This is a genomic window from Streptomyces sp. bgisy130, assembly GCF_057708345.1.
This window is the reverse complement of the sequence record NZ_JBYISA010000010.1, coordinates 175,810-193,961: the sequence shown is the minus strand read 5'-3', so window position 1 is coordinate 193,961 and position 18,152 is coordinate 175,810. Positions and strand designations below refer to the sequence as shown.

At 75.1% G+C, this 18,152-nt stretch carries 17 protein-coding genes; 11 read left to right on the top strand and 6 right to left on the bottom strand.

Annotation, left to right across the window (positions count from 1 at the left end; all coding sequences use genetic code 11):
• Positions 1-4: 4 nt before the first annotated feature.
• The 10 genes from AC3EUV_RS16475 to lgt all read left to right on the top strand — a co-directional run bounded on the left by AC3EUV_RS16475 (position 5) and on the right by lgt (position 9,293).
• Positions 5-1,549: an anthranilate synthase component I gene (locus AC3EUV_RS16475; protein ID WP_435603213.1), complete on the top strand. Its 1,545-nt coding sequence runs from the start codon at positions 5-7 to the stop codon at positions 1,547-1,549.
• Positions 1,550-1,615: 66 nt separating this feature from the next.
• Positions 1,616-2,281, top strand: coding sequence for a TIGR02234 family membrane protein (locus tag AC3EUV_RS16470; RefSeq protein ID WP_432143175.1), 666 nt, complete (start codon positions 1,616-1,618; stop codon positions 2,279-2,281).
• Between the two features lie 84 nt (positions 2,282-2,365).
• A complete protein-coding gene (locus AC3EUV_RS16465) occupies positions 2,366-2,611 on the top strand; it encodes an HGxxPAAW family protein (protein ID WP_432143176.1) in 246 nt (81 codons plus the stop codon).
• 163 nt (positions 2,612-2,774) lie between these two features.
• A complete protein-coding gene (locus AC3EUV_RS16460) occupies positions 2,775-3,215 on the top strand; it encodes a DUF2752 domain-containing protein (RefSeq protein ID WP_432143177.1) in 441 nt (146 codons plus the stop codon).
• A gap of 178 nt (positions 3,216-3,393) precedes the next feature.
• Positions 3,394-4,203: an indole-3-glycerol phosphate synthase TrpC gene (gene trpC / locus AC3EUV_RS16455; protein ID WP_432143178.1), complete on the top strand. Its 810-nt coding sequence runs from the start codon at positions 3,394-3,396 to the stop codon at positions 4,201-4,203.
• 184 nt (positions 4,204-4,387) lie between these two features.
• Positions 4,388-4,516, top strand: coding sequence for a tryptophan biosynthesis modulator TrpM (gene trpM / locus AC3EUV_RS16450; RefSeq protein ID WP_387248982.1), 129 nt, complete (start codon positions 4,388-4,390; stop codon positions 4,514-4,516).
• 487 nt (positions 4,517-5,003) lie between these two features.
• Positions 5,004-6,290, top strand: coding sequence for a tryptophan synthase subunit beta (trpB, locus tag AC3EUV_RS16445; RefSeq protein WP_435603212.1), 1,287 nt, complete (start codon positions 5,004-5,006; stop codon positions 6,288-6,290).
• Positions 6,287-7,105, top strand: a complete 819-nt coding sequence (gene trpA, locus AC3EUV_RS16440; RefSeq protein WP_432143180.1) for a tryptophan synthase subunit alpha — start codon at positions 6,287-6,289, stop codon at positions 7,103-7,105. The genes trpB and trpA overlap by 4 nt, the downstream gene beginning before the upstream one ends.
• 116 nt (positions 7,106-7,221) lie before the next feature.
• Positions 7,222-8,115 carry a DsbA family protein gene (locus AC3EUV_RS16435; RefSeq protein ID WP_432143181.1) on the top strand — a complete coding sequence of 298 codons (894 nt, stop codon included), beginning with the start codon at positions 7,222-7,224 and terminating at the stop codon, positions 8,113-8,115.
• A gap of 119 nt (positions 8,116-8,234) precedes the next feature.
• Positions 8,235-9,293, top strand: a complete 1,059-nt coding sequence (gene lgt, locus AC3EUV_RS16430) for a prolipoprotein diacylglyceryl transferase (protein WP_432143182.1) — start codon at positions 8,235-8,237, stop codon at positions 9,291-9,293.
• 85 nt (positions 9,294-9,378) lie between these two features.
• On the opposite strand, the gene AC3EUV_RS16425 is transcribed toward lgt, so the two are convergent.
• Genes AC3EUV_RS16425 through AC3EUV_RS16400 form a run of 6 tightly spaced genes read right to left on the bottom strand, consistent with a single transcriptional unit; the run spans position 9,379 to position 16,846 of the window.
• On the bottom strand, positions 9,379-10,395 hold the full coding sequence (locus AC3EUV_RS16425; protein ID WP_435603211.1) for an HpcH/HpaI aldolase/citrate lyase family protein: 1,017 nt from the start codon (positions 10,393-10,395) through the stop codon (positions 9,379-9,381).
• Positions 10,392-11,696: a CaiB/BaiF CoA transferase family protein gene (locus AC3EUV_RS16420; RefSeq protein WP_432143184.1), complete on the bottom strand. Its 1,305-nt coding sequence runs from the start codon at positions 11,694-11,696 to the stop codon at positions 10,392-10,394. The genes AC3EUV_RS16425 and AC3EUV_RS16420 overlap by 4 nt, the downstream gene beginning before the upstream one ends.
• Positions 11,693-13,153, bottom strand: coding sequence for an ADP-ribosylglycohydrolase family protein (locus AC3EUV_RS16415; protein WP_432143185.1), 1,461 nt, complete (start codon positions 13,151-13,153; stop codon positions 11,693-11,695). Before AC3EUV_RS16415 ends, AC3EUV_RS16420 begins: the two co-directional genes overlap by 4 nt.
• Positions 13,150-14,454: an ADP-ribosylglycohydrolase family protein gene (locus AC3EUV_RS16410; protein WP_435603210.1), complete on the bottom strand. Its 1,305-nt coding sequence runs from the start codon at positions 14,452-14,454 to the stop codon at positions 13,150-13,152. The genes AC3EUV_RS16415 and AC3EUV_RS16410 overlap by 4 nt, the downstream gene beginning before the upstream one ends.
• A complete protein-coding gene (locus AC3EUV_RS16405) occupies positions 14,451-15,743 on the bottom strand; it encodes an ADP-ribosylglycohydrolase family protein (protein WP_432143187.1) in 1,293 nt (430 codons plus the stop codon). Before AC3EUV_RS16405 ends, AC3EUV_RS16410 begins: the two co-directional genes overlap by 4 nt.
• Entirely contained in the window at positions 15,740-16,846 is a 1,107-nt protein-coding gene (locus tag AC3EUV_RS16400) for an ADP-ribosylglycohydrolase family protein (RefSeq protein ID WP_432143188.1), read from the bottom strand. The genes AC3EUV_RS16405 and AC3EUV_RS16400 overlap by 4 nt, the downstream gene beginning before the upstream one ends.
• 360 nt (positions 16,847-17,206) lie before the next feature.
• Here AC3EUV_RS16400 and AC3EUV_RS16395 point away from each other — a divergent pair, with 360 nt between their 5' ends.
• Positions 17,207-17,938, top strand: a complete 732-nt coding sequence (locus tag AC3EUV_RS16395) for a VIT1/CCC1 transporter family protein (RefSeq protein ID WP_388195115.1) — start codon at positions 17,207-17,209, stop codon at positions 17,936-17,938.
• Positions 17,939-18,152: the final 214 nt, after the last annotated feature.

The window sequence follows — 18,152 nt, the reverse complement described above, 5'->3', positions numbered from 1 at the left end:
CGCCATGACCACGGGAACCACCGGCACCGCCCTTCCGGACCTCGACACCTTCCGCACCCTCGCCAAGGACCGGCGGGTCATCCCCGTCACCCGGCGGCTGCTCGCGGACGGCGACACACCGGTCGGGCTCTACCGCAAACTCGCCGCCGAGCGCCCCGGCACCTTCCTCCTGGAATCCGCCGAGAACGGCCGTACGTGGTCGCGCTACTCCTTCATCGGCGTCCGCAGCGCCGCCACCCTCACCACCCGCGACGGGCAGGCGCACTGGCTCGGCACCCCGCCCGTCGGCGTGCCCGCCGGCGGAGACCCGCTCGCCGTCCTGCGCGCCACCGTCGAGACCCTGCACACCCCCCGGGACCTCATCGAGGGCGAGGGGCTGCCGCCGTTCACCGGCGGCATGGTCGGCTACCTCGGCTACGACATCGTGCGCCGCCTGGAGAAGATCGGCGAGCAGACCACCGACGACCTCCGGCTGCCCGAACTCACCATGCTGCTCACCTCGGACCTCGCCGTCCTCGACCACTGGAACGGCACCGTCCTGCTGATCGCCAACGCGATCAACCACAACGACCTCGACACCGGCATCGACGAGGCCTACGCGGACGCGGTGGCCCGCCTGGACACCATGGCCGACGACCTCGCCCGGCCCGCGCCCGCCAGCGCCGCCGCGCTGCCCCCGTCCGAGGTCCCGCCGTACACCGCCAAGTGGGGCGGCGCGGCCTACCAGGACGCCGTCGAGGACATCAAGGAGCGCATCCGGGCCGGCGAGGCCTTCCAGGTCGTGCCCTCCCAGCGGTTCGAAACCCCGTGCACGGCGAGTGCGTTGGACGTCTACCGGGTGCTGCGGGCCACCAACCCCAGCCCGTACATGTACCTCTTCCGCTTCGAGGGCCCCGACGGCGGCGAGGACGGCGCCTTCGACGTGGTCGGCTCCAGCCCCGAGGCGCTGGTGAAGGTCGAGGACGGCCGGGCCATGGTCCACCCCATCGCCGGAACCCGCCCGCGCGGCGCGTCCGTCCAGGAGGACCAGGCCCTGGCCGACGAGCTGATGGCCGACCCCAAGGAGCGCGCCGAGCATCTGATGCTGGTCGACCTGGGCCGCAACGACCTGGGCCGGGTCTGCGAACCGGGCAGTGTCGAGGTCGTCGATTTCATGTCCGTCGAGCGCTACAGCCACGTCATGCACATCGTCTCGACGGTCACCGGCAAGGTCGCCGCGGACCGCACCGCCTTCGACGTGCTCACCGCCTGCTTCCCCGCGGGCACCCTCTCCGGCGCCCCCAAGCCGCGCGCCCTCCAGATCATCGAGGAGCTGGAGCCGTCCCGGCGCGGTCTGTACGGCGGCTGTGTCGGCTATCTCGACTTCGCCGGCGACTCCGACACCGCCATCGCGATCCGCACCGCCCTGCTGCGCGACGGCACCGCCTACGTCCAGGCGGGCGCCGGGGTGGTCGCCGACTCCGACCCGGTGGCCGAGGACACGGAGTGCCGCAACAAGGCCGCCGCGGTGCTGCGCGCCGTGCACACCGCCAACCACCTGGGCAAGTAACGGGCCGGGCACCCGCAGCACCCCCGCGCACCGGCCCCCGGCGGCCGGTGCGCGATAGTGGTACGCGTGAGTGCCGCATCCCAGACCCCCACCGACAGCGCGCCGCAGGGCGATTCCGGGCCCCCGCCGGCCAGGCCCGCGCGCCGCGCGCACCGCAGCCTCGCCCTGGCGCTGCTGGCCGGCGCGGCCGGCGCCGGCCTGGCGCTGCTGGCCTCCGGCCGCACCTGGGCCGAGGGCTCCGCGGTGCTGGCCCAGGGCGCGCTGCCGCGCACGGTGACCGGCGCCGATGTGACCGGCGTGCCCGGCGCGCTGGCCGTCGTCGGCCTGGCCGCGCTGGTCGCCGTCTTCGCGGTCCGCCGGGCCGGCCGGATCGCGGTCGCCGCCCTGCTCACGCTGAGCGGCGTGGGCATCGCCGTCGCCGCCGTGCTGGGCAACTCCGACACCTCGGCGCTGCGCGAGAAGGCCGCCACCGCCGTCGGGCTGACCGGAACCGATGTGCATCACGTCACCCACACCGGCTGGCCGTGGGTGGCCGCGGCCGGCGGTCTGCTGCTGCTGCTCGCCGGACTGCTGGCGCTGGTGTACGGACGCCACTGGCCTGCGATGTCGGGCAAATACGAGCGGACGCCCGGCGGCGGCCGCGGACCGCGGCGGGCACCGGCCCCGCCGGATCTGGACCGCCCCGAGGAGATCTGGAAGTCCCTGGACCGCGGTGAGGACCCCACCCGGTAAAAGGGCTCCCTCCGGCATCGGTGACAATGGGCCGAGCGGATCATCGCGCCCCGACCCCGGCGCGCAGAGCATCGAGGAGCATTCATGTCGAGCAGTGGCCACGGACACACCCCCGCCGCCTGGACCGGCGTCATCATCTCGTTCATCGGCTTCTGTGTGGCCGGAGCCTTCATCGTGCTGGCGAACGTGCCCGGCTTCTGGGCCGGCATGGCGCTGATCGGTCTCGGTGCCGCCGTGGGCGGTCTGATGCGGATGGCCGGTCTGGGCTCGGAGCCCAAGCGTGCCGCCAAGCCGCGCCCCCAGGCGCAGGCGCAGCCGCAGGAGGGCTGAGCCCCCGCTCCCGTGGCGCCGGGGTCCGGCGCCACTCCCGCAGCACCCCGAAGGCGCCGCTTCCCGGCCCGTACGCACCGCGGTGCCGTACCCGCCGTCCGTGACCGTTCCGTACGGCGGCCGAGAAGCTGCGCCTTCGCCTGTCCGGCCGGACAATCGGCACGTGAGCCAACCCGCGGCCCGGCCCGACGCCTCCCCGCGCGGCGGTCTGCCGCGCCGCCTCGTGGCGCCCCTCGGCGCCCTGGCCGCCGCCACCGCCGCCTTCGCCGTCCTCGGTGCCGTCGATCCGAACGAGCCCGGCCACTACCCCGTGTGCCCGCTGCTGCACCTCACCGGCGTCTACTGCCCGGCCTGCGGCGGGCTGCGCAGCGCCCACGCCGTCGCGCACGGCGACCTCGTCGCGGCGCTGGGCGCCAACGCGCTCGCGGTGGCCGGATACGCCGCCTGTGCGGTCTTCTGGGCGCTCTGGCTGGGCAATGCGGTCCGCGGGCGCCGCACGGCGGGGCCGCGGCCGCGAGCCGTCCACTGGTGGGCACTGGGCGGGCTGCTGCTGGTCTTCACGGTCGTCCGCAACCTCCCCTTCGGCAGCGGGCTCGCACCGTGACCCGGCGGCCGTGCGGACCCGGTGCCAGCGGCCGCCCAGCGCCCGGAGAAGCCCAGGTCGTGGGGTCACGGTCCACCGGATGTGAGACCTGCATCGCTTGGCGGATACCATCGGAGTGCCGGATGGGACCGTTCGTCCGGGGGACCGTCCACCACTGCCCCAGAAGGAGGCCGCTCGCGTGAGTGTGCTCGACGAGATCATCGACGGCGTCCGCGCCGACCTCGCAGAGCGGCAGGCGCGGGTGAGCCTCGACGAGCTCAAGGAGCGGGCCCAGAAGGCGCGCCCCGCGAAGGACGGCGTCGCCGCGCTCAAGGGCGAGAGCGTCACGGTGATCTGCGAGGTCAAGCGCTCCAGCCCCTCCAAGGGCGCGCTCGCCGCGATCGCCGACCCGGCCGGTCTGGCCGCCGACTACGAGGCGGGCGGCGCGGCCGTCATCTCCGTCCTCACCGAGCAGCGCAAGTTCGGCGGTTCGCTGGCCGACCTGGAAGCCGTCCGCGCCAAGGTCGACATCCCCGTCCTGCGCAAGGACTTCATCGTCACCGCCTACCAGCTGTGGGAGGCCCGTGCCTACGGCGCCGACCTCGCGCTGCTGATCGTCTCCGCGCTGGAGCAGGAGGCGCTGGTCTCGCTGATCGAGCGCGCCGAGTCGATCGGTCTGACGCCGCTGGTCGAGGTGCACGACGAGGAAGAGGTCGCCCGCGCGGTGGACGCCGGCGCCAGGATCATCGGCGTCAACGCCCGCAATCTGAAGACCCTGGAGGTCGACCGCGGCAACTTCGCCCGGGTCGCCCCCGAGATCCCCGACCACATCGTCAAGATCGCCGAGTCCGGTGTCCGCGGACCGCACGACCTGATCGCCTACGCCAACGACGGCGCGGACGCGGTGCTGGTCGGCGAGTCGCTGGTCACCGGCAAGGACCCCAAGACCGCGGTCGCCGACCTGGTCGCCGCGGGCTCCCACCCGGCGATCCGGCACGGCCGGTCCTGAGCGCCTGGGACAGCACACCGACATGACCGCCACCGCCGCAGACCTCCGCTGCCGGGCCCGGGTACCGCACCCGGGCCCGGCCGGGGTGCGCGCCGGGGCGGCCGTCCGCGTTCCCTGCCCGGTGGTGCCGGTCCACGGCTTCCCGCCCGCCCCGCACCGACGCCCCGACCCCAAGCGCTGTGCGCTGCCGCCGTGGCACCGGGGCTGCCGGGCACCCGCCAGGCGGGTCCACGGACGCCGGGTCAGGTATCACATCGGTTCCGAGCCGGGACAGATCAACGGCATGCGATGGCGACCGGGGCCCGCGCGCTGACGCGCCGGCCCCGCCCGGGCGCCGGGACACCGGGGGAGACAGCGGTCGTCTGACCGCCTGCTCCCCCCCACCCCCGAACCCACCCCCGCCCCCTCCCCCGAAGGGGGAGAGGGGGAGGGGGCGGGGGAGCGCCCCGACCGGGGCCGGGGAGTGCCGCGGCCGAGCCGGGGAACGTCTCGGCCAGGTCGGGGAGCGTCTCGGCCAGGTCGGGGAGCGTCCCGGCCAGGTCGGGGAGCGTCTCGGCCAGGTCGGGGAGCGTCCCGGCCAGGCCGGGGAGCGTCCCGGCCAGGCCGGCCAACGTCCAGGCCAGGCCGGGCCACGCCCCCGCCGGGTCCCACGACGCCGGCCGGCCTCCGCCCGAGCGCCCCGTTGCCGCTCCGCTGCGGCGACGGCCTGCCCGCCCCGCCCCGCGCGCGCCGCATACCGTGATGCCCATCCCGCCACCACTGGACTTCCGGGGCAGTTGCCCCGGCGAGGAGTGCGTCTGATGTCCGCAGATTTTTTCCTTCCCGATCCCGAGGGACGGGTGCCGAACCCCGAAGGCTATTTCGGTGCGTTCGGCGGCAAGTTCATTCCCGAGGCGCTGGTCGCCGCGGTCGACGAGGTCGCCGCGGAGTACGACAAGGCCAAGGGGGATCCCGCGTTCGCGGCTGAGCTCAACGACCTGATGGTCAACTACACCGGGCGCCCCAGCGCGCTCACCGAGGTGCCGCGGTTCGCCGGACACGCCGGCGGGGCCCGGGTGTTCCTCAAGCGCGAGGACCTCAACCACACCGGGTCCCACAAGATCAACAACGTGCTGGGCCAGGCGCTGCTCACCAAGCGGATGGGCAAGACCCGGGTCATCGCCGAGACCGGCGCGGGCCAGCACGGCGTGGCCACCGCCACCGCCTGCGCCCTGTTCGGCCTCGAATGCACCATCTACATGGGCGAGATCGACACCCAGCGGCAGGCCCTCAACGTCGCCCGGATGCGGATGCTCGGCGCCGAGGTCATCGCCGTGAAGTCCGGCAGCCGCACCCTCAAGGACGCCATCAACGAGGCCTTCCGCGACTGGGTCGCCAACGTCGACCACACCCACTACCTGTTCGGGACCGTCGCCGGACCGCACCCCTTCCCCGCGATGGTGCGCGACTTCCACCGCGTCATCGGCGTCGAGGCGCGCCGCCAGATCCTGGAGCGGGCCGGCCGGCTGCCGGACGCCGCGGTCGCCTGTGTCGGCGGCGGCTCCAACGCCATCGGGCTCTTCCACGCCTTCATCCCGGACACCGGGGTGCGGCTGATCGGCTGCGAGCCCGCGGGCCACGGCATCGAGACCGGCGAGCACGCCGCCACGCTGAGCGCCGGTGAGCCGGGAATCCTGCACGGGTCGCGGAGTTACGTCCTCCAGGACGACGAGGGCCAGATCACCGAGCCGTACTCCATCTCGGCCGGTCTGGACTACCCGGGCATCGGGCCAGAGCACGCCTTCCTCAAGGACAGCGGCCGCGGGGAGTACCGCGCCGTCACCGACGACGCCGCGATGCAGGCGCTGCGCCTGCTCTCCCGCACCGAGGGCATCATCCCGGCCATCGAGAGCGCACACGCCCTCGCGGGGGCCCTGGAGCTCGGCCGGGAGCTCGGCGAGGACGGCCTGATCGTCGTCAACCTGTCCGGGCGCGGCGACAAGGACATGGACACCGCCGCCCGCTACTTCAGCCTCTACGACGCGGACGCCGCCGTCGAGGCGGACGCCGGCACCGAGGACGCGGAGATCGAGGGGGACGCCAAGTGAGCGGGAACATCAAGCTGTTGAGTGACACCCTCGCCGCCGCGAAGGCGGAGGGCCGGTCCGCGCTGATCGCCTACCTGCCGGCCGGGTTCCCGACCGTCGACGGCGGCATCGAGGCGGCCAAGGCCGTCTTCGACGGCGGCGCGGACGTCGTGGAGGTCGGGCTGCCGCACAGCGACCCGGTCCTCGACGGGCCGGTCATCCAGACCGCCGACGACATCGCCCTGCGGGGCGGGGTGAAGATCGCCGACGTGATGCGGACCGTGCGCGAGGCGCACGCGGCCACCGGCAAGCCCGTCCTCGTCATGACCTACTGGAACCCGATCGACCGCTACGGCATCGAGCGCTTCACCGCCGAGCTCGCCGAGGCGGGCGGCGCGGGCTGCATCCTGCCCGACCTGCCCGTGCAGGAGTCCGCGAGCTGGCGGGAGCACGCCGACAAGCACGGTCTCGCCACCGTCTTCGTCGTCGCCCCCAGCAGCAAGGACGCCCGGCTCGCCGAGATCACCGCGGCCGGCTCGGGCTTTGTGTACGCCGCCTCGCTGATGGGCGTCACGGGCACCCGTGAGTCGGTGGGCGAGCAGGCGCAGGACCTCGTACGGCGCACCAAGGCCACCACCGGGCTGCCGGTCTGCGTCGGCCTCGGGGTCTCCAACGCCGAACAGGCCGCCGAGGTGGCCCGGTTCGCGGACGGGGTGATCGTCGGCTCGGCGTTCGTCAAGCTGCTGCTGGCGGCGGACGGCGACCTGGCGGCCGGTCTCGCCGGGGTCCGCGGCCTGGCGGGCGAGCTGGCCGAGGGCGTGCGCAAGCGCTCCTGACGGCGGCGCGCACGGCCGGGCGCGGGCGGGACGCGGGCCCGGCCGCTGTCCCCCGATAGAGCGAACATCGGTGCGGAGGGGTGCGGGGGCACCCCTCCGCTTCGTTGTCCAGGGGTGTGAGCCAGAAGAATCATGAGGGTAAGAAATCCGCCCGCGAGCGACTCCAGGAACAGCGGGAGCGGGAGAAGGCACGCGCCCGGCGCGGCCGCCAGGCGATCGTCGCGGGGGCGGTGGTGGTGGTGCTGGCGGTGGCCGGCGGCATCGCCGTCTGGGCGTCGTCGTCCTCCGAGGAGCACGCCGCCGAGGACAATGAGGTCGCCGTCCCGAAGCAGGCCAGCGGCGGCGCCCGGCCCGCCGTCCCGGTGGGCGCGGCCGGCGCCCCCGCCACACTCACGGTGTGGGAGGACTTCCGCTGTCCCGCCTGCCAGCAGTTCGAGACCGGATTCCGCCCGGTCATCCATGAGCTGGAGGACGCCGGCCGGCTCAAGAGCGAGTACCACCTCGTCACCATCATCGACGGCAACGCGGGCGGCCAGGGGTCCCGGAACGCCGCCAACGCCGCCCTGTGCGCGCAGGACGCCGGGAAGTTCCGCGCGTACCACGACGTCCTCTACTCCCACCAGCCGCCCGAGCCGCAGGACAAGTTCGCCGACAAGCAGTACCTCCTCCAACTGGCCGGCAAGGTCAAGGGGTTGGTGACCCCCGCCTTCACCAAGTGCGTCAACGACGGCACCTACGACCGTTTCGTGCAGAAGTCCAACGACTCCTTCGCCACCTCCGGATACCGCGGCACCCCGACCGTCCTGCTCAACGGCAAGGACCTGTCCAAGGAGAAGGGCGGCCGGCTCAGCCCCGCGGACCTCAAGAAGATGGTGCTGGACGCCAACAAGGCCGGGCAGCCGGGGAAGCAGAGCGCCGCTCCGCACACCGGCGCCTCGCCCCAGGGCAGGCACCCCGCACGGAGCGCCGCGCCGCGGGCGGAGCCGACGGGCCGCGGCGTCACGCCCTGAGCGGGGCCTCCCGGCGCCGCGGACACACAGCGTCACCGCCTGCCGACGGGGTCGTTACGCAGCCGTAGCTGGGCCGGGTTGCCGCCGACCCCGCCCGGCGCGGTAGCGTCGTCCCTGCCATGGACCTCGCATTCATTCCCAGCCCGTCGGTCGGCGTCGTACATCTCGGCCCGATCCCGCTGCGCGGCTACGCGTTCTGCATCATCATCGGCGTCTTCGTCGGCGTCTGGCTCGGCAACAAGCGCTGGGTGCAGCGCGGCGGCCGCTCCGGAACCGTCGCGGACATCGCCGTATGGGCCGTCCCCTTCGGGCTGGTCGGCGGCCGTCTCTACCACGTCATCACGACGTACGAGCCGTACTTCGGCCCGAACGGCCACCCGCTCGACGCCTTCAAGGTGTGGGAGGGCGGCCTCGGCATCTGGGGCGCGGTGGCGCTCGGCGCGGTCGGCGCCTGGATCGGCTGCCGCCGGCGCGGTATCCCGCTGCCCGCGTACGCCGACGCGCTGGCGCCCGGGCTGGCCCTCGGGCAGGCGATCGGCCGCTGGGGCAACTGGTTCAACCAGGAGCTGTACGGCAAGCCGACCGATGTGCCGTGGGCGCTGGAGATCAGCTCCGACCCGGCCATCGGCCGCATCGGCGGCACCTACCACCCGACCTTCCTCTACGAGTGCCTGTGGTGCATCGGCGTCGCGGCGCTGGTCATCTGGGCCGACAAGCGCTTCCGGCTCGGCCACGGGCGGGCCTTCGCCCTGTACGTCGCCGCGTACTGCGCGGGCCGCGCCTGGATCGAGTACATGCGGGTCGACGAGGCCCACCACATCCTGGGCCTGCGGCTGAACGTCTGGACCGCGCTGATCGTCTTCGTCGCGGCCGTCGCCTACTTCGTGATCTCCGCCAAGAAGGCCCCCGGCCGGGAAGCGGTCGTCGAACCGGGCGCGCAGCTGGACGAGGGCGCGGACGGCGACACCGCCGGCCCGGACGAGGGCGCCGAGGGCGGCAAGGTCTCGGTCGAGAAGCCGGCGGCGAAGACCGCGGCCGGCGATGACGCGGAGTCCGGTGCCGACGTGGCCGAGGAGTCCGCGACGGACGAGCCCGGCGACAAGCCGTCCGAGGACACGGCGGACGAGCCCGCCGCGGACGCCAAGCCGGCCGGCAGCGGCGGCACCAAGAAGCCCTGAGGCGGCCCCGGCCGCCTCACGCGCCGGGCGGATCCGAGACAGGGTCCGCCCGGCGCTGTGCTGTCCGGACCCGGCGCCCCGCCGGTCAGCGCCGGCGTCCGGCCAGGTCCAGCACCCGCCGGGCGCCCGCGACCACCGCCGCGTCCACGAACCGGCCGTCCGGCAGCGCCAGCGCCCCGCCCTCCGCCGTGGCGGCCCGCACGATCTCCCGGGCCGCCGCGATCTCCTCCGCCGAGGGGAGGTAGGCCGCCTCGATCACCGGGAGCTGGCGGGGGTGGATCGCCGCCCGGCCCAGGAAGCCCAGCGCCCGGCCCCGGGCGCAGGACCGGGCCAGCCCGTCGAGGTCGTGGACGTCAGGGTGGACCGACTGCGGCGGCGGGGCGAGACCGGCGGCGCGGGCGGCGACCACGGCCCGGCTGCGCGGCCACGCCAGCCCGGCGTCGTCCCGCACCCCCAGCTCCCCGCACAGATCGGCCTCGCCGAGCGCGATCCCGCGCAGCGCCGGATGCGCGGTGGCGATGGCGAAGGCGTGCTCGATGCCCAGCGCGGATTCGAGCAGCGCGTACAGGGTCGGGGTGGCGGGCAGCGCGCTCGCGGCGGGCGGGGCCGCGGGGGCGAGGGTGGCGGTGCTGCCAAGGGGCGTACGGACCGGGACGAGGTGGTCCGCGCGGGCGTGCCCGGCCGGTGGTACGGGGCCTTCGGCGGCGTACGGGACGTGCTCGGGTACCGGCTCCGCGGCCGTCGTCGCCCAGCCGGCGGCGCGGTGGACATCGGCCGGGCCCTGCACCTTGGGCAGCCGGAGACCGGCCAGGCCCGGCAGGGTGGCCAGGGTGCGGATCTCGTGCTCGGCGAGCGGGCCGTCCAGCGCGTTGACGCGGACATGGACCGGCACCGGCAGCGGGTCGCCCAGCAGCTCGGCGGTGGCCCGCAGCGCATGGTCCTTGCGGTCCGGGGCGACCGCGTCCTCCAGGTCGATCACGACCACATCGGCCCCGCAGCCGAGCGCCTTGGCGACCATCTCCGGGCGGTCCCCGGGCACATAGAGCCAGGTCAGCGGGGTGGGAGCGGGGGTCTGGCGGGGTGTCTGCGGGGTCGGCCTCACAGCGCGCCCGCCGTGCGCAGTGCGTCGATCTCCGCGTCGGTCAGCCCGAGTCCGGCCAGCACCGCGTCCGTGTCCGCGCCGTGCGGGCGGCCCGCCCACCGGATGGCGCCCGGCGTCTCGGAGAGCCGGAAGAGGACGTTCTGCATCCGGACCGTGCCGAGCTCGTCGTCCGGGACCTCGGTGATCGAACCCAGCGCCGCGTACTGCGGGTCCGCCATCACCTCGCGGATGTCGTAGATGGGTGCCACGGCCGCCTCGGCCTTCTCGAAGGCGGCCAGCACCTCGGCCCGGTCGTGCCGGGCGATCCAGTCACCGACCGCGGTATCCAGCTCCTCGGCGTGCCGGGCCCGCCCCTCGCCGGTCGCGAACCAGGGTTCGTCGGTCACCTCGGGCCGGCCGACCAGCCGCATCACCCGCCCGGCGACCGACTCGGCCGAGGTGGAGACCGCAACCCAGGAGCCGTCGGCGGTGCGGTAGGTGTTGCGCGGGGCGACGTTCGCCGAGCGGTTGCCGGTCCGCGGCTGGACATGGCCGAGCTGGTCGTACCAGAGCGGCTGCGGACCGAGGACCGTCAGGATCGGTTCGATCAGCGCCAGATCGATGACCTGGCCGCGGCCGGATGGGGGTCCCCCCGCTCGAGCGGAGCCGAGAGTGGGGGATTCCCGTGCGCGCAGCGCGGCCAGCACGGCGTACGACGTGGTCAGCGCGGCGATCGCGTCGGCGAGACCGAAGGGTGGCAGGGTCGGTGGCCCGTCCGGCTCCCCGGTGATCGCGGCGAAACCGCTCATCGCCTCGGCGAGGGTGCCGAAGCCGGGGCGCCGGGCGTAGGGGCCGAACTGCCCGAAGCCGGTGACCCGGGCCAGCACCAGGCGCGGGTTGACGGCCGACAGCTCGTCCCAGCCCAGGCCCCAGCGCTCCAGGGTCCCGGGCCGGAAGTTCTCGACGACGACATCCGCCCCGGCGGCGAGCCGCAGCAGCACGTCCCGGCCGCCCGGGTGGGACAGATCGAGCGTCATGGTCCGCTTGTTGCGGCCCAGCAGCTTCCACCACAGGCCGACGCCGTCCTTGGCGGGACCGTGGCCGCGCGACGGGTCGGGCCGGTGCGGATGCTCGATCTTGATCACCTCGGCGCCGAAGTCGCCCAGCAGGGTGGCGGCGAGCGGACCGGCGAACAGCGTGGCGAGATCGAGCACCCGCAGCCCGGTGAGCGGGCCGGCGGCAGGGGAGTCGGGCGAGTCGGGGGCGGCGGCGCGCTCGTCGGCGGTGGGCCGGGGCGCCCCGGAAAGGGAGGGGTCGGTCATGGTGCGGGGGCCTTCGTTCGGTCGGCGGGGGTACCGGGTACGACCAGCGCGGCGGTGCGCGCCGCGAGGGCGTCGAAGCCGATGCCGTCCAGCCCGCGGACGCCGGTGGTCAGCCGGTTGCGCAGCGGTGCCGTCCAGCGGGCGGGCAGCGCCTCGGGCGTCCCCGCGAGCAGGCCGGCCAGCGACCCGGCGGTGGCGCCGTTCGAGTCGGTGTCCCAGCCGCCCGACACCACACGGCAGATCGAGCCGCTGAAGTCGCCGTCGGCGTGGGTGAGCGCGGCGGCCAGCAGCGCCGCGTTGGGGAGGGCGTGCACCCAGTGGTGGTGCCCGTAGGCGCGGTGCAGCCGGTCGACGACGGTCGCGAAGCCGGCCGGGGTGCCGGTGGGTTCCTCCCGCGCCAGCGCGATACCGCGGCGGACGGCCCGCGCGAGCCGGGAGCGCGCGGGGATCACGGCCAGCCCGGCCCGCAGCGCCCCGTGCACCTGCGTGCCGCCGCCGGCCGCCGCGGCGAGCGCGCCGGCCACGAACATCGCGGCGTAGACCCCGTTCGCGGTGTGGCTGAGCGTGGCGTCCCGCCAGGTCTGGGCCGCGGCGGCGGCCGGGTCGCCGGGGTGGGTCCAGCCGTGGACGTCGGCGCGGATCTGCGCGCCGATCCACTCCCGGAACGGGTTGCGGTGGCGCGCGGTGTGCGGCGGCTCGATGCCGTCCAGGAGGTTGCGGTACGCCAGGCGTTCGGCGGTGAAGGTCCGGCCGGCCGGCAGTTCGTCCAGCCACAGCCGCGCCACGTCGGCCGTGCTGAAGCCGGGGCCGTGGCGTTCGAGGAGCAGCAGACCGAGGAGTGGGTAGTTGAGGTCGTCGTCCTCGGGCATGCCGTCGATGTTCCCGGCGAGCGAGGTGGCGCGGCTGCGGCGGTTCCACGGGTGCCGGGCGGCCACCGCCGGGTCGAGTCCGGTCTCGGTGAAGTAGCCGGTCAGCGGCCAGTTTCCGGTCGAGCGGGCGAGCGCCCGGATCCCGTCGAGCGGCAGCTTCTCGACCGGTTTGCCGAGCAGACAGCCGGCCGCCCGCCCGAGCCAGGCGGCCTCCAGCCGGGCGGCCGGCACACCGCCGTCCGGCCGTGGCTCACCGTCCCCGGGCCATGGCGCCCACTCCCGCTGGATCGCCGTCAGCTCGGTGGGCTCGTCGGCCGCCGACGGGCAGGGCAGCAGGGCCAGTTCGTCGAGCAGCGCGCCGGCGAGCGCCCGCAGGGCTGGAGGGGCCGGGCCGGGGGAGGCGCCCGCCCGGCCCGGCGCCGTCGTGCCGCCGGCCGCCCGCCACCGCCGCGCGAGCGGGGCGGCGTCCCGGCCGTCCTCCGCCGCCTGGCGCAGTTCGTGCCCGACCAGGTCCTCGGGCTGCACCCAGGTCACCCGGAGCGGCGCCGCCTCCACGGGCCGGGCGGGCGCCGCCGCGGTGGCCGTCACGGTCCGACCGCTTCCGTCATCGCCGGGATCGCCGAGATCGCGGTGAACGCCTGCTCATGGGTGCGGGCGCGGGTCCGGTCGCGGGTGAAGACCTCGCGTGCGACGGCGGCCAGCGCGGCGCCGGGCGCTTCCAGATCGAGGCGGCTGGCGCGGGCGACCTCCGTGCTCCACTCGGCCGGCACCGCCTCCGCGCCGCGCAGCGCGCCGACCAGCGCGCCGCTCATGGTGGCGATCGAGTCGCAGTCGCGGCCGTAGTTGACCGAGCCGAGGACCGTGGCCCGGAAGTCGCCGCCGCCGATCAGCAACATGCCCAGGGCGATGGGGAGTTCCTCGATGGCGTGCAGCCGGGAGGGCCGCCGGGCACCGAGCGACGGGTTGCGGTAGTCCGGGCCGACCGTGTCGAAGGGGGCGACCGCTGCGCGGAGCGGCGCCGGTGCCGACGCGGGGTCGGTGACCGAGGACGCCGCCTCACAGACCGCCTCGATCGCGGCCCGGGTGCCGTCCTTGGCGAGCCGCAGCGCCTGGACGACGACCGAGGACGGGGTCGCGTCCGGGATGAACGCGGCGGCCACCGCCGCGGCGAACACCCCCGCCGCCTCCCGCCCGTACGAGGACTGGTGCGCCCCGGCGATGTCCAGCGCCTCGGCGTAGGCCCGGTCCGGATTGCCGGCGTTGACGATGCCCACCGGCGCCATGTACATCGCCGCACCACAGTTCACGATGTTTCCGACGCCCGCCTCGCGCGGGTCCGCGTGCCCGTAGTGCAGCCGCGCCACGATCCACTTCTCGGCGAGGAAGATCCGCTGCACCGGCAGCGCCTCGGCCTCCAGTTCCGGGATCCAGCGCGGGGTGCCGATCAGATCCGGTACCAGGTGGTCGGCGATGTCATAGGCGTCGAGGTGGTCGCGCACCGCCTCGTAGACCCGCACCAGCGCATGGGTCATCAGGGTGTCGTCGGTGACATGCCCGTCGCCCTTGTGGTACGGCGCGAGCGGGCGGGCGGTGCGCCAGTCGTCGTGGAACGGGCCGACGATGCCCTCGACCCGGCCGCCGTGCCGCTGCACGATCTCCTCCGGTGTCCGGCCCTCCACCGGCCCGCCGAGCGCATCGCCGACGGCGGCGCCGACCAGCGCCCCGGTCGCCCGGTCCTCCAGGGACGGGGGGACGGGCGTGACGGGGGGCACCGGGTTCACGGGCGACGGCTTGGCGACCACGGTGACGGGGGTGACCGGCAGGATCCGGGTGGCCTGCGGGTCGGGAGCGGTCGCCGCGGCCGGTGTCTGCTCGCTTGCGTACGTCATGTGCGGGTGAGTCCTTCCACGGTGGGGGAGGGGGCGGGAGCCAGAAGGGCCCCGGAGACGGCTTCCGGACGGGCCGGCGGGGGAGCCGCGGCGGCTTCGGGCGCGGTCAGCTCCGTACGGGCCAGCAGCCCGGCCAGCTCGACCAGGTCCGTGCCGGCCAGCCGGGGCAGCGCACAGCCGGACAGCACCCGGCAGGCGTCGCGCCAGGTGCGGGGCAGGGCGTGCGCACCGCCGAGCGCGCCGGTCAGCGCCCCGGCGAGGGCCGGTGCGGAGTCGGCGACCCGGGAGAGACAGGCGGCGGCCGGTACCGCCTCGGCGATCCGCCCGTCCGTCGCGAGGGCCAGCGCCAGCGCCACCGGGACGGTCTCGGCCGCGGCGATGCCGTAGCTGTAGACGTGGTCGACGATCTCGTGCTCCAGCAGGGGCACCAGGGCGAAGGCGGTGCCGGGGCGGCCGGGCGGGCCGGGACCGTCGGCGGCGAAGGAGCGGGCCAGGCGGACCGCGTGCAGGGCGTTGCGGCGGATCTCGGTGCCGTCGGGGAGCTGGTCCAGCGCCGCGTCCACACAGCCGCCCGCCGCCGTGCCGCCGAGCGCGGCGGCGACCGCGGCGGCCATCGCCCGCGCGCCGTGCACCCCGTCGCCGTCCTGGGTGTAGCGCGCGTCGTACTCGGCCAGCTCGGCGGCGGCGGACGGCTCGCCGGGGTGCACCACGGCCAGGACGGCGGCGCGGACGCAGGCGGCGTCGTCGAAGTAGTGCGGGTTGTCGTGGCCGGTGGCGGGCGGCCGCAGCCCGGCGGCGAGATTGCCGAGCCCGGCGCGTACGGAGATCCGGGCGCGCAGCGGCAGCACGGCGGACTCGACCTCGGGCGCCCGGTCGGCGGCCGCGGCGACCTCGTTGGCCAGCGCGTTCCAGGCGAGATCGACGGCGGCCCGCATCCGGCGGTCCCGGCCCAGGTCGCTGAGGGGCGCACCGGCCGCGGTGAGCACCGACTCGGCGGTGAAGGCGGCCCACTCGGCGTCGTCGGAGGGGCCCAGCCGCAGCGGTTCGGGCGGCTGGTTGAGGGCGATCGGCACCGGCAGCGTGGTGGTCGCGTTCTGCTCGGCGAAGGTGTCCAGCTCACGGGTCAGCCGCCGGGTCCACTCCGGCATCCGCGCCGCCCGGTGCCGGGCCGCCGGCCACCCCGCGGCGTCCCCGGAGGCCACCCCGAGCAGCAGCCCCTCGATACGGCCGCGCGCCCCGGCCGGGTCGCCGGGTCCGGCGGCGTTCCGCACCGCTTCCCGGCCGTTCATCCGGCCCCCACCACGGCCTCGACGCCCGCCCCGGCGACGGGCTCCGCGACGGCTCCGGCCCGCGGGTCCGCCCCCTGCGAGGTCAGCAGCTCCGCGATGTCCAGCACGTGGTAGCCCGCCATCGACGGCAGACAGCTGCCGCGCGCCGGGCCGATGGCGGCGGCCCATGCCTCGGGGATCGCGGCGGCGCCGCACAGCGCACCGGCCAGCGCACCGGCGACGGCCGCCGTGGTGTCGGCGTCCCGCCCCATGTTGACCGCGGTCAGCACCGATGCGGAGAAGTCGCCGCGGGCCGCCTCGAACGCGCCGAAGGCCAGGCCGACGGCCTCCGGCGCCAGATCCGTCCAGGGGTAGCCGCCGATCACGACGGCGGAGCGCACCGCGCGCTCGGTGCCGAGCTGGGTGATGCCCGGGGTGTGCCGGGAGCGCTGGGCGGCCCCGACCGCGCGGCGCAGCGAGCGGGCGGTCCAGGAGTCCTCCGGCACGACGGACAGCGCGGCGGCGATCACCGCGTCGGTGGCGGAGGCGACCATGGCGGTGGCGACGCCGGCGGCCACCGCCCGGCCGCCGTAGATCCCCTCGCCGTCGTGGCTGACCGTGCCGTCGATGGCCACCAGCCGGGCGGCCTCGGCGGGCCGTCCGGCGGCGAACACCCCGAACGGCGCGGCGCGCATCGCCAGCCCGTCGCTCCAGGCGTGCCGGTGCTGGGCGGAGATGGGCGCGGCCAGGCCCCGGCGCAGGTTCTCCAGGGTGCCGCGCTCACTGAAGCCCGCACCGCGGAACGGCCCCTCGTCCCGGTCGGCGATCCACTGGTGCCAGGCGGCCTCGACCTGGGCGACGGTCAGCGCCGAGCCGTGCGCGGCCAGCAGCAGCCCCGAGAAGATCGCGTACTCGGTGTCGTCGGTGCCGGCCGGGTCGTCCTCGACATACCCCTCGATCCGGCCCCAGCGGCGGCGGATCTGCGAGGGCTTCATGTTCTCCGCGGGGGCCCCCAGCGCATCACCGACGGCGAGTCCGAGCAGCGCGCCGCGGGCCCGGTCGCGGACGGCGTCGCCCGCGCCGGGCCCGGCCGGCTCCGCGGGCGGAGGGTGCGCTGCGCTCATGTGCGTGCCGTTCTGTCGTACGGGCCGGCCGCCGCCGGGCCCGCGGGGCGCCGCCCGGCTGCGGACCGCTGCGCTGTATCCGTGCCACGCGAGGGCCCGGCTCTCCTGTCCCGGGCGGCAGGGTCACCCGGTCGACCGCCCCGGACGGCCCCGGAGCGATGCGTCCGGCCGGCCGCTCACGGGGGTGTGACCCGGATCTCATCGCCGATCCCGCGGAAAAACCGCAGGTCAGCGCGGTAAGTTCGGCCTTCCTTGCTAGCGGCGGAGGCCAAGGGCCGCATAACTTCGACGTGTTGGAGGGGGAAGTGCCGCCATCGGCCCACACCTCGCTCGCAGGGAGTAGGTACCGATATGTCCGTCATGGAGATCATGGATGCGGCGGCGCCGACGCATGTGGCCCACCGTGACAACCACACCCACCGCGATGTGAACGGCGGCTGGCTGCGCCCCGCCGTCTTCGGCGCGATGGACGGGCTGGTCTCGAACGTCGCGCTGATGACGGGCGCCGCCGGCGGCGCGCTGTCGCAGCAGGCGATCATCATCACCGGCCTCGCGGGCCTGGCGGCCGGCGCCTTCTCGATGGCGGCGGGGGAGTACACCTCGGTCGCCTCGCAGCGCGAGCTGGTGCAGGCCGAGCTGGACGTCGAGCGCGCCGAACTGCGCAAGCACCCGAAGGACGAGCTGGAAGAGCTCGCCGCGCTGTATACGTCGCGCGGGGTCGAGCCGGCGCTCGCCCGGCAGGTCGCCGAACAGCTCTCCAGGGACCCCGAGCAGGCCCTGGAGATCCACGCCCGGGAGGAGTTGGGCATCGACCCGTCCGACCTTCCTTCCCCCGCCGTCGCCGCGATTTCCTCCTTCGGATCGTTCGCGTTGGGTGCGCTGTTGCCTGTCCTTCCTTACCTTCTGGGGGCGTCCGCCATCTGGCCCGCGGTGCTGCTCGCGCTGGTCGGACTGTTTGCCTGCGGGGCGGTCGTGGCGCGTGTGACGGCGCGCTCCTGGTGGTTCAGCGGGCTGCGGCAGCTGGCCCTCGGTGGCGCCGCGGCGGGTGTGACGTACGTCCTGGGAGCATTGTTCGGAACCGTCGTAGGGTGACCTGTCATACGGGTGACTGCATAATTACAGCGTTACCCAGCGGTTTCGGTTTGTTGACGGCCGGGCATAAGGCCCAGGCGTCGCGGGCAACGTCGCTCGCCGAACGCCGCCTTGTGGGACGGCCCCGTTTCCGTCCGCGTACTGACTCACCGCAGGTGCGGTGTCCGCATGCTGGAAGCCCCTTTTCGCTTTTTGAGAAGGACGCCATCCTGTA

Excerpts from the sequence above, each read along its gene's own strand:
- AC3EUV_RS16475 (WP_435603213.1), top strand. The coding sequence starts at position 5 with ATGACCACGGGAACCACCGGCACCGCCCTTCCGGACCTCGACACCTTC.
- AC3EUV_RS16465 (WP_432143176.1), top strand. The coding sequence starts at position 2,366 with ATGTCGAGCAGTGGCCACGGACACACCCCCGCCGCCTGGACCGGCGTC.
- trpB (WP_435603212.1), top strand. The coding sequence starts at position 5,004 with ATGTCCGCAGATTTTTTCCTTCCCGATCCCGAGGGACGGGTGCCGAAC.
- lgt (WP_432143182.1), top strand. The coding sequence starts at position 8,235 with ATGGACCTCGCATTCATTCCCAGCCCGTCGGTCGGCGTCGTACATCTC.
- AC3EUV_RS16420 (WP_432143184.1), bottom strand. The coding sequence starts at position 11,696 with ATGACCGACCCCTCCCTTTCCGGGGCGCCCCGGCCCACCGCCGACGAG.
- AC3EUV_RS16410 (WP_435603210.1), bottom strand. The coding sequence starts at position 14,454 with ATGACGTACGCAAGCGAGCAGACACCGGCCGCGGCGACCGCTCCCGAC.
- AC3EUV_RS16405 (WP_432143187.1), bottom strand. The coding sequence starts at position 15,743 with ATGAACGGCCGGGAAGCGGTGCGGAACGCCGCCGGACCCGGCGACCCG.
- AC3EUV_RS16400 (WP_432143188.1), bottom strand. The coding sequence starts at position 16,846 with ATGAGCGCAGCGCACCCTCCGCCCGCGGAGCCGGCCGGGCCCGGCGCG.
- AC3EUV_RS16395 (WP_388195115.1), top strand. The coding sequence starts at position 17,207 with ATGGAGATCATGGATGCGGCGGCGCCGACGCATGTGGCCCACCGTGAC.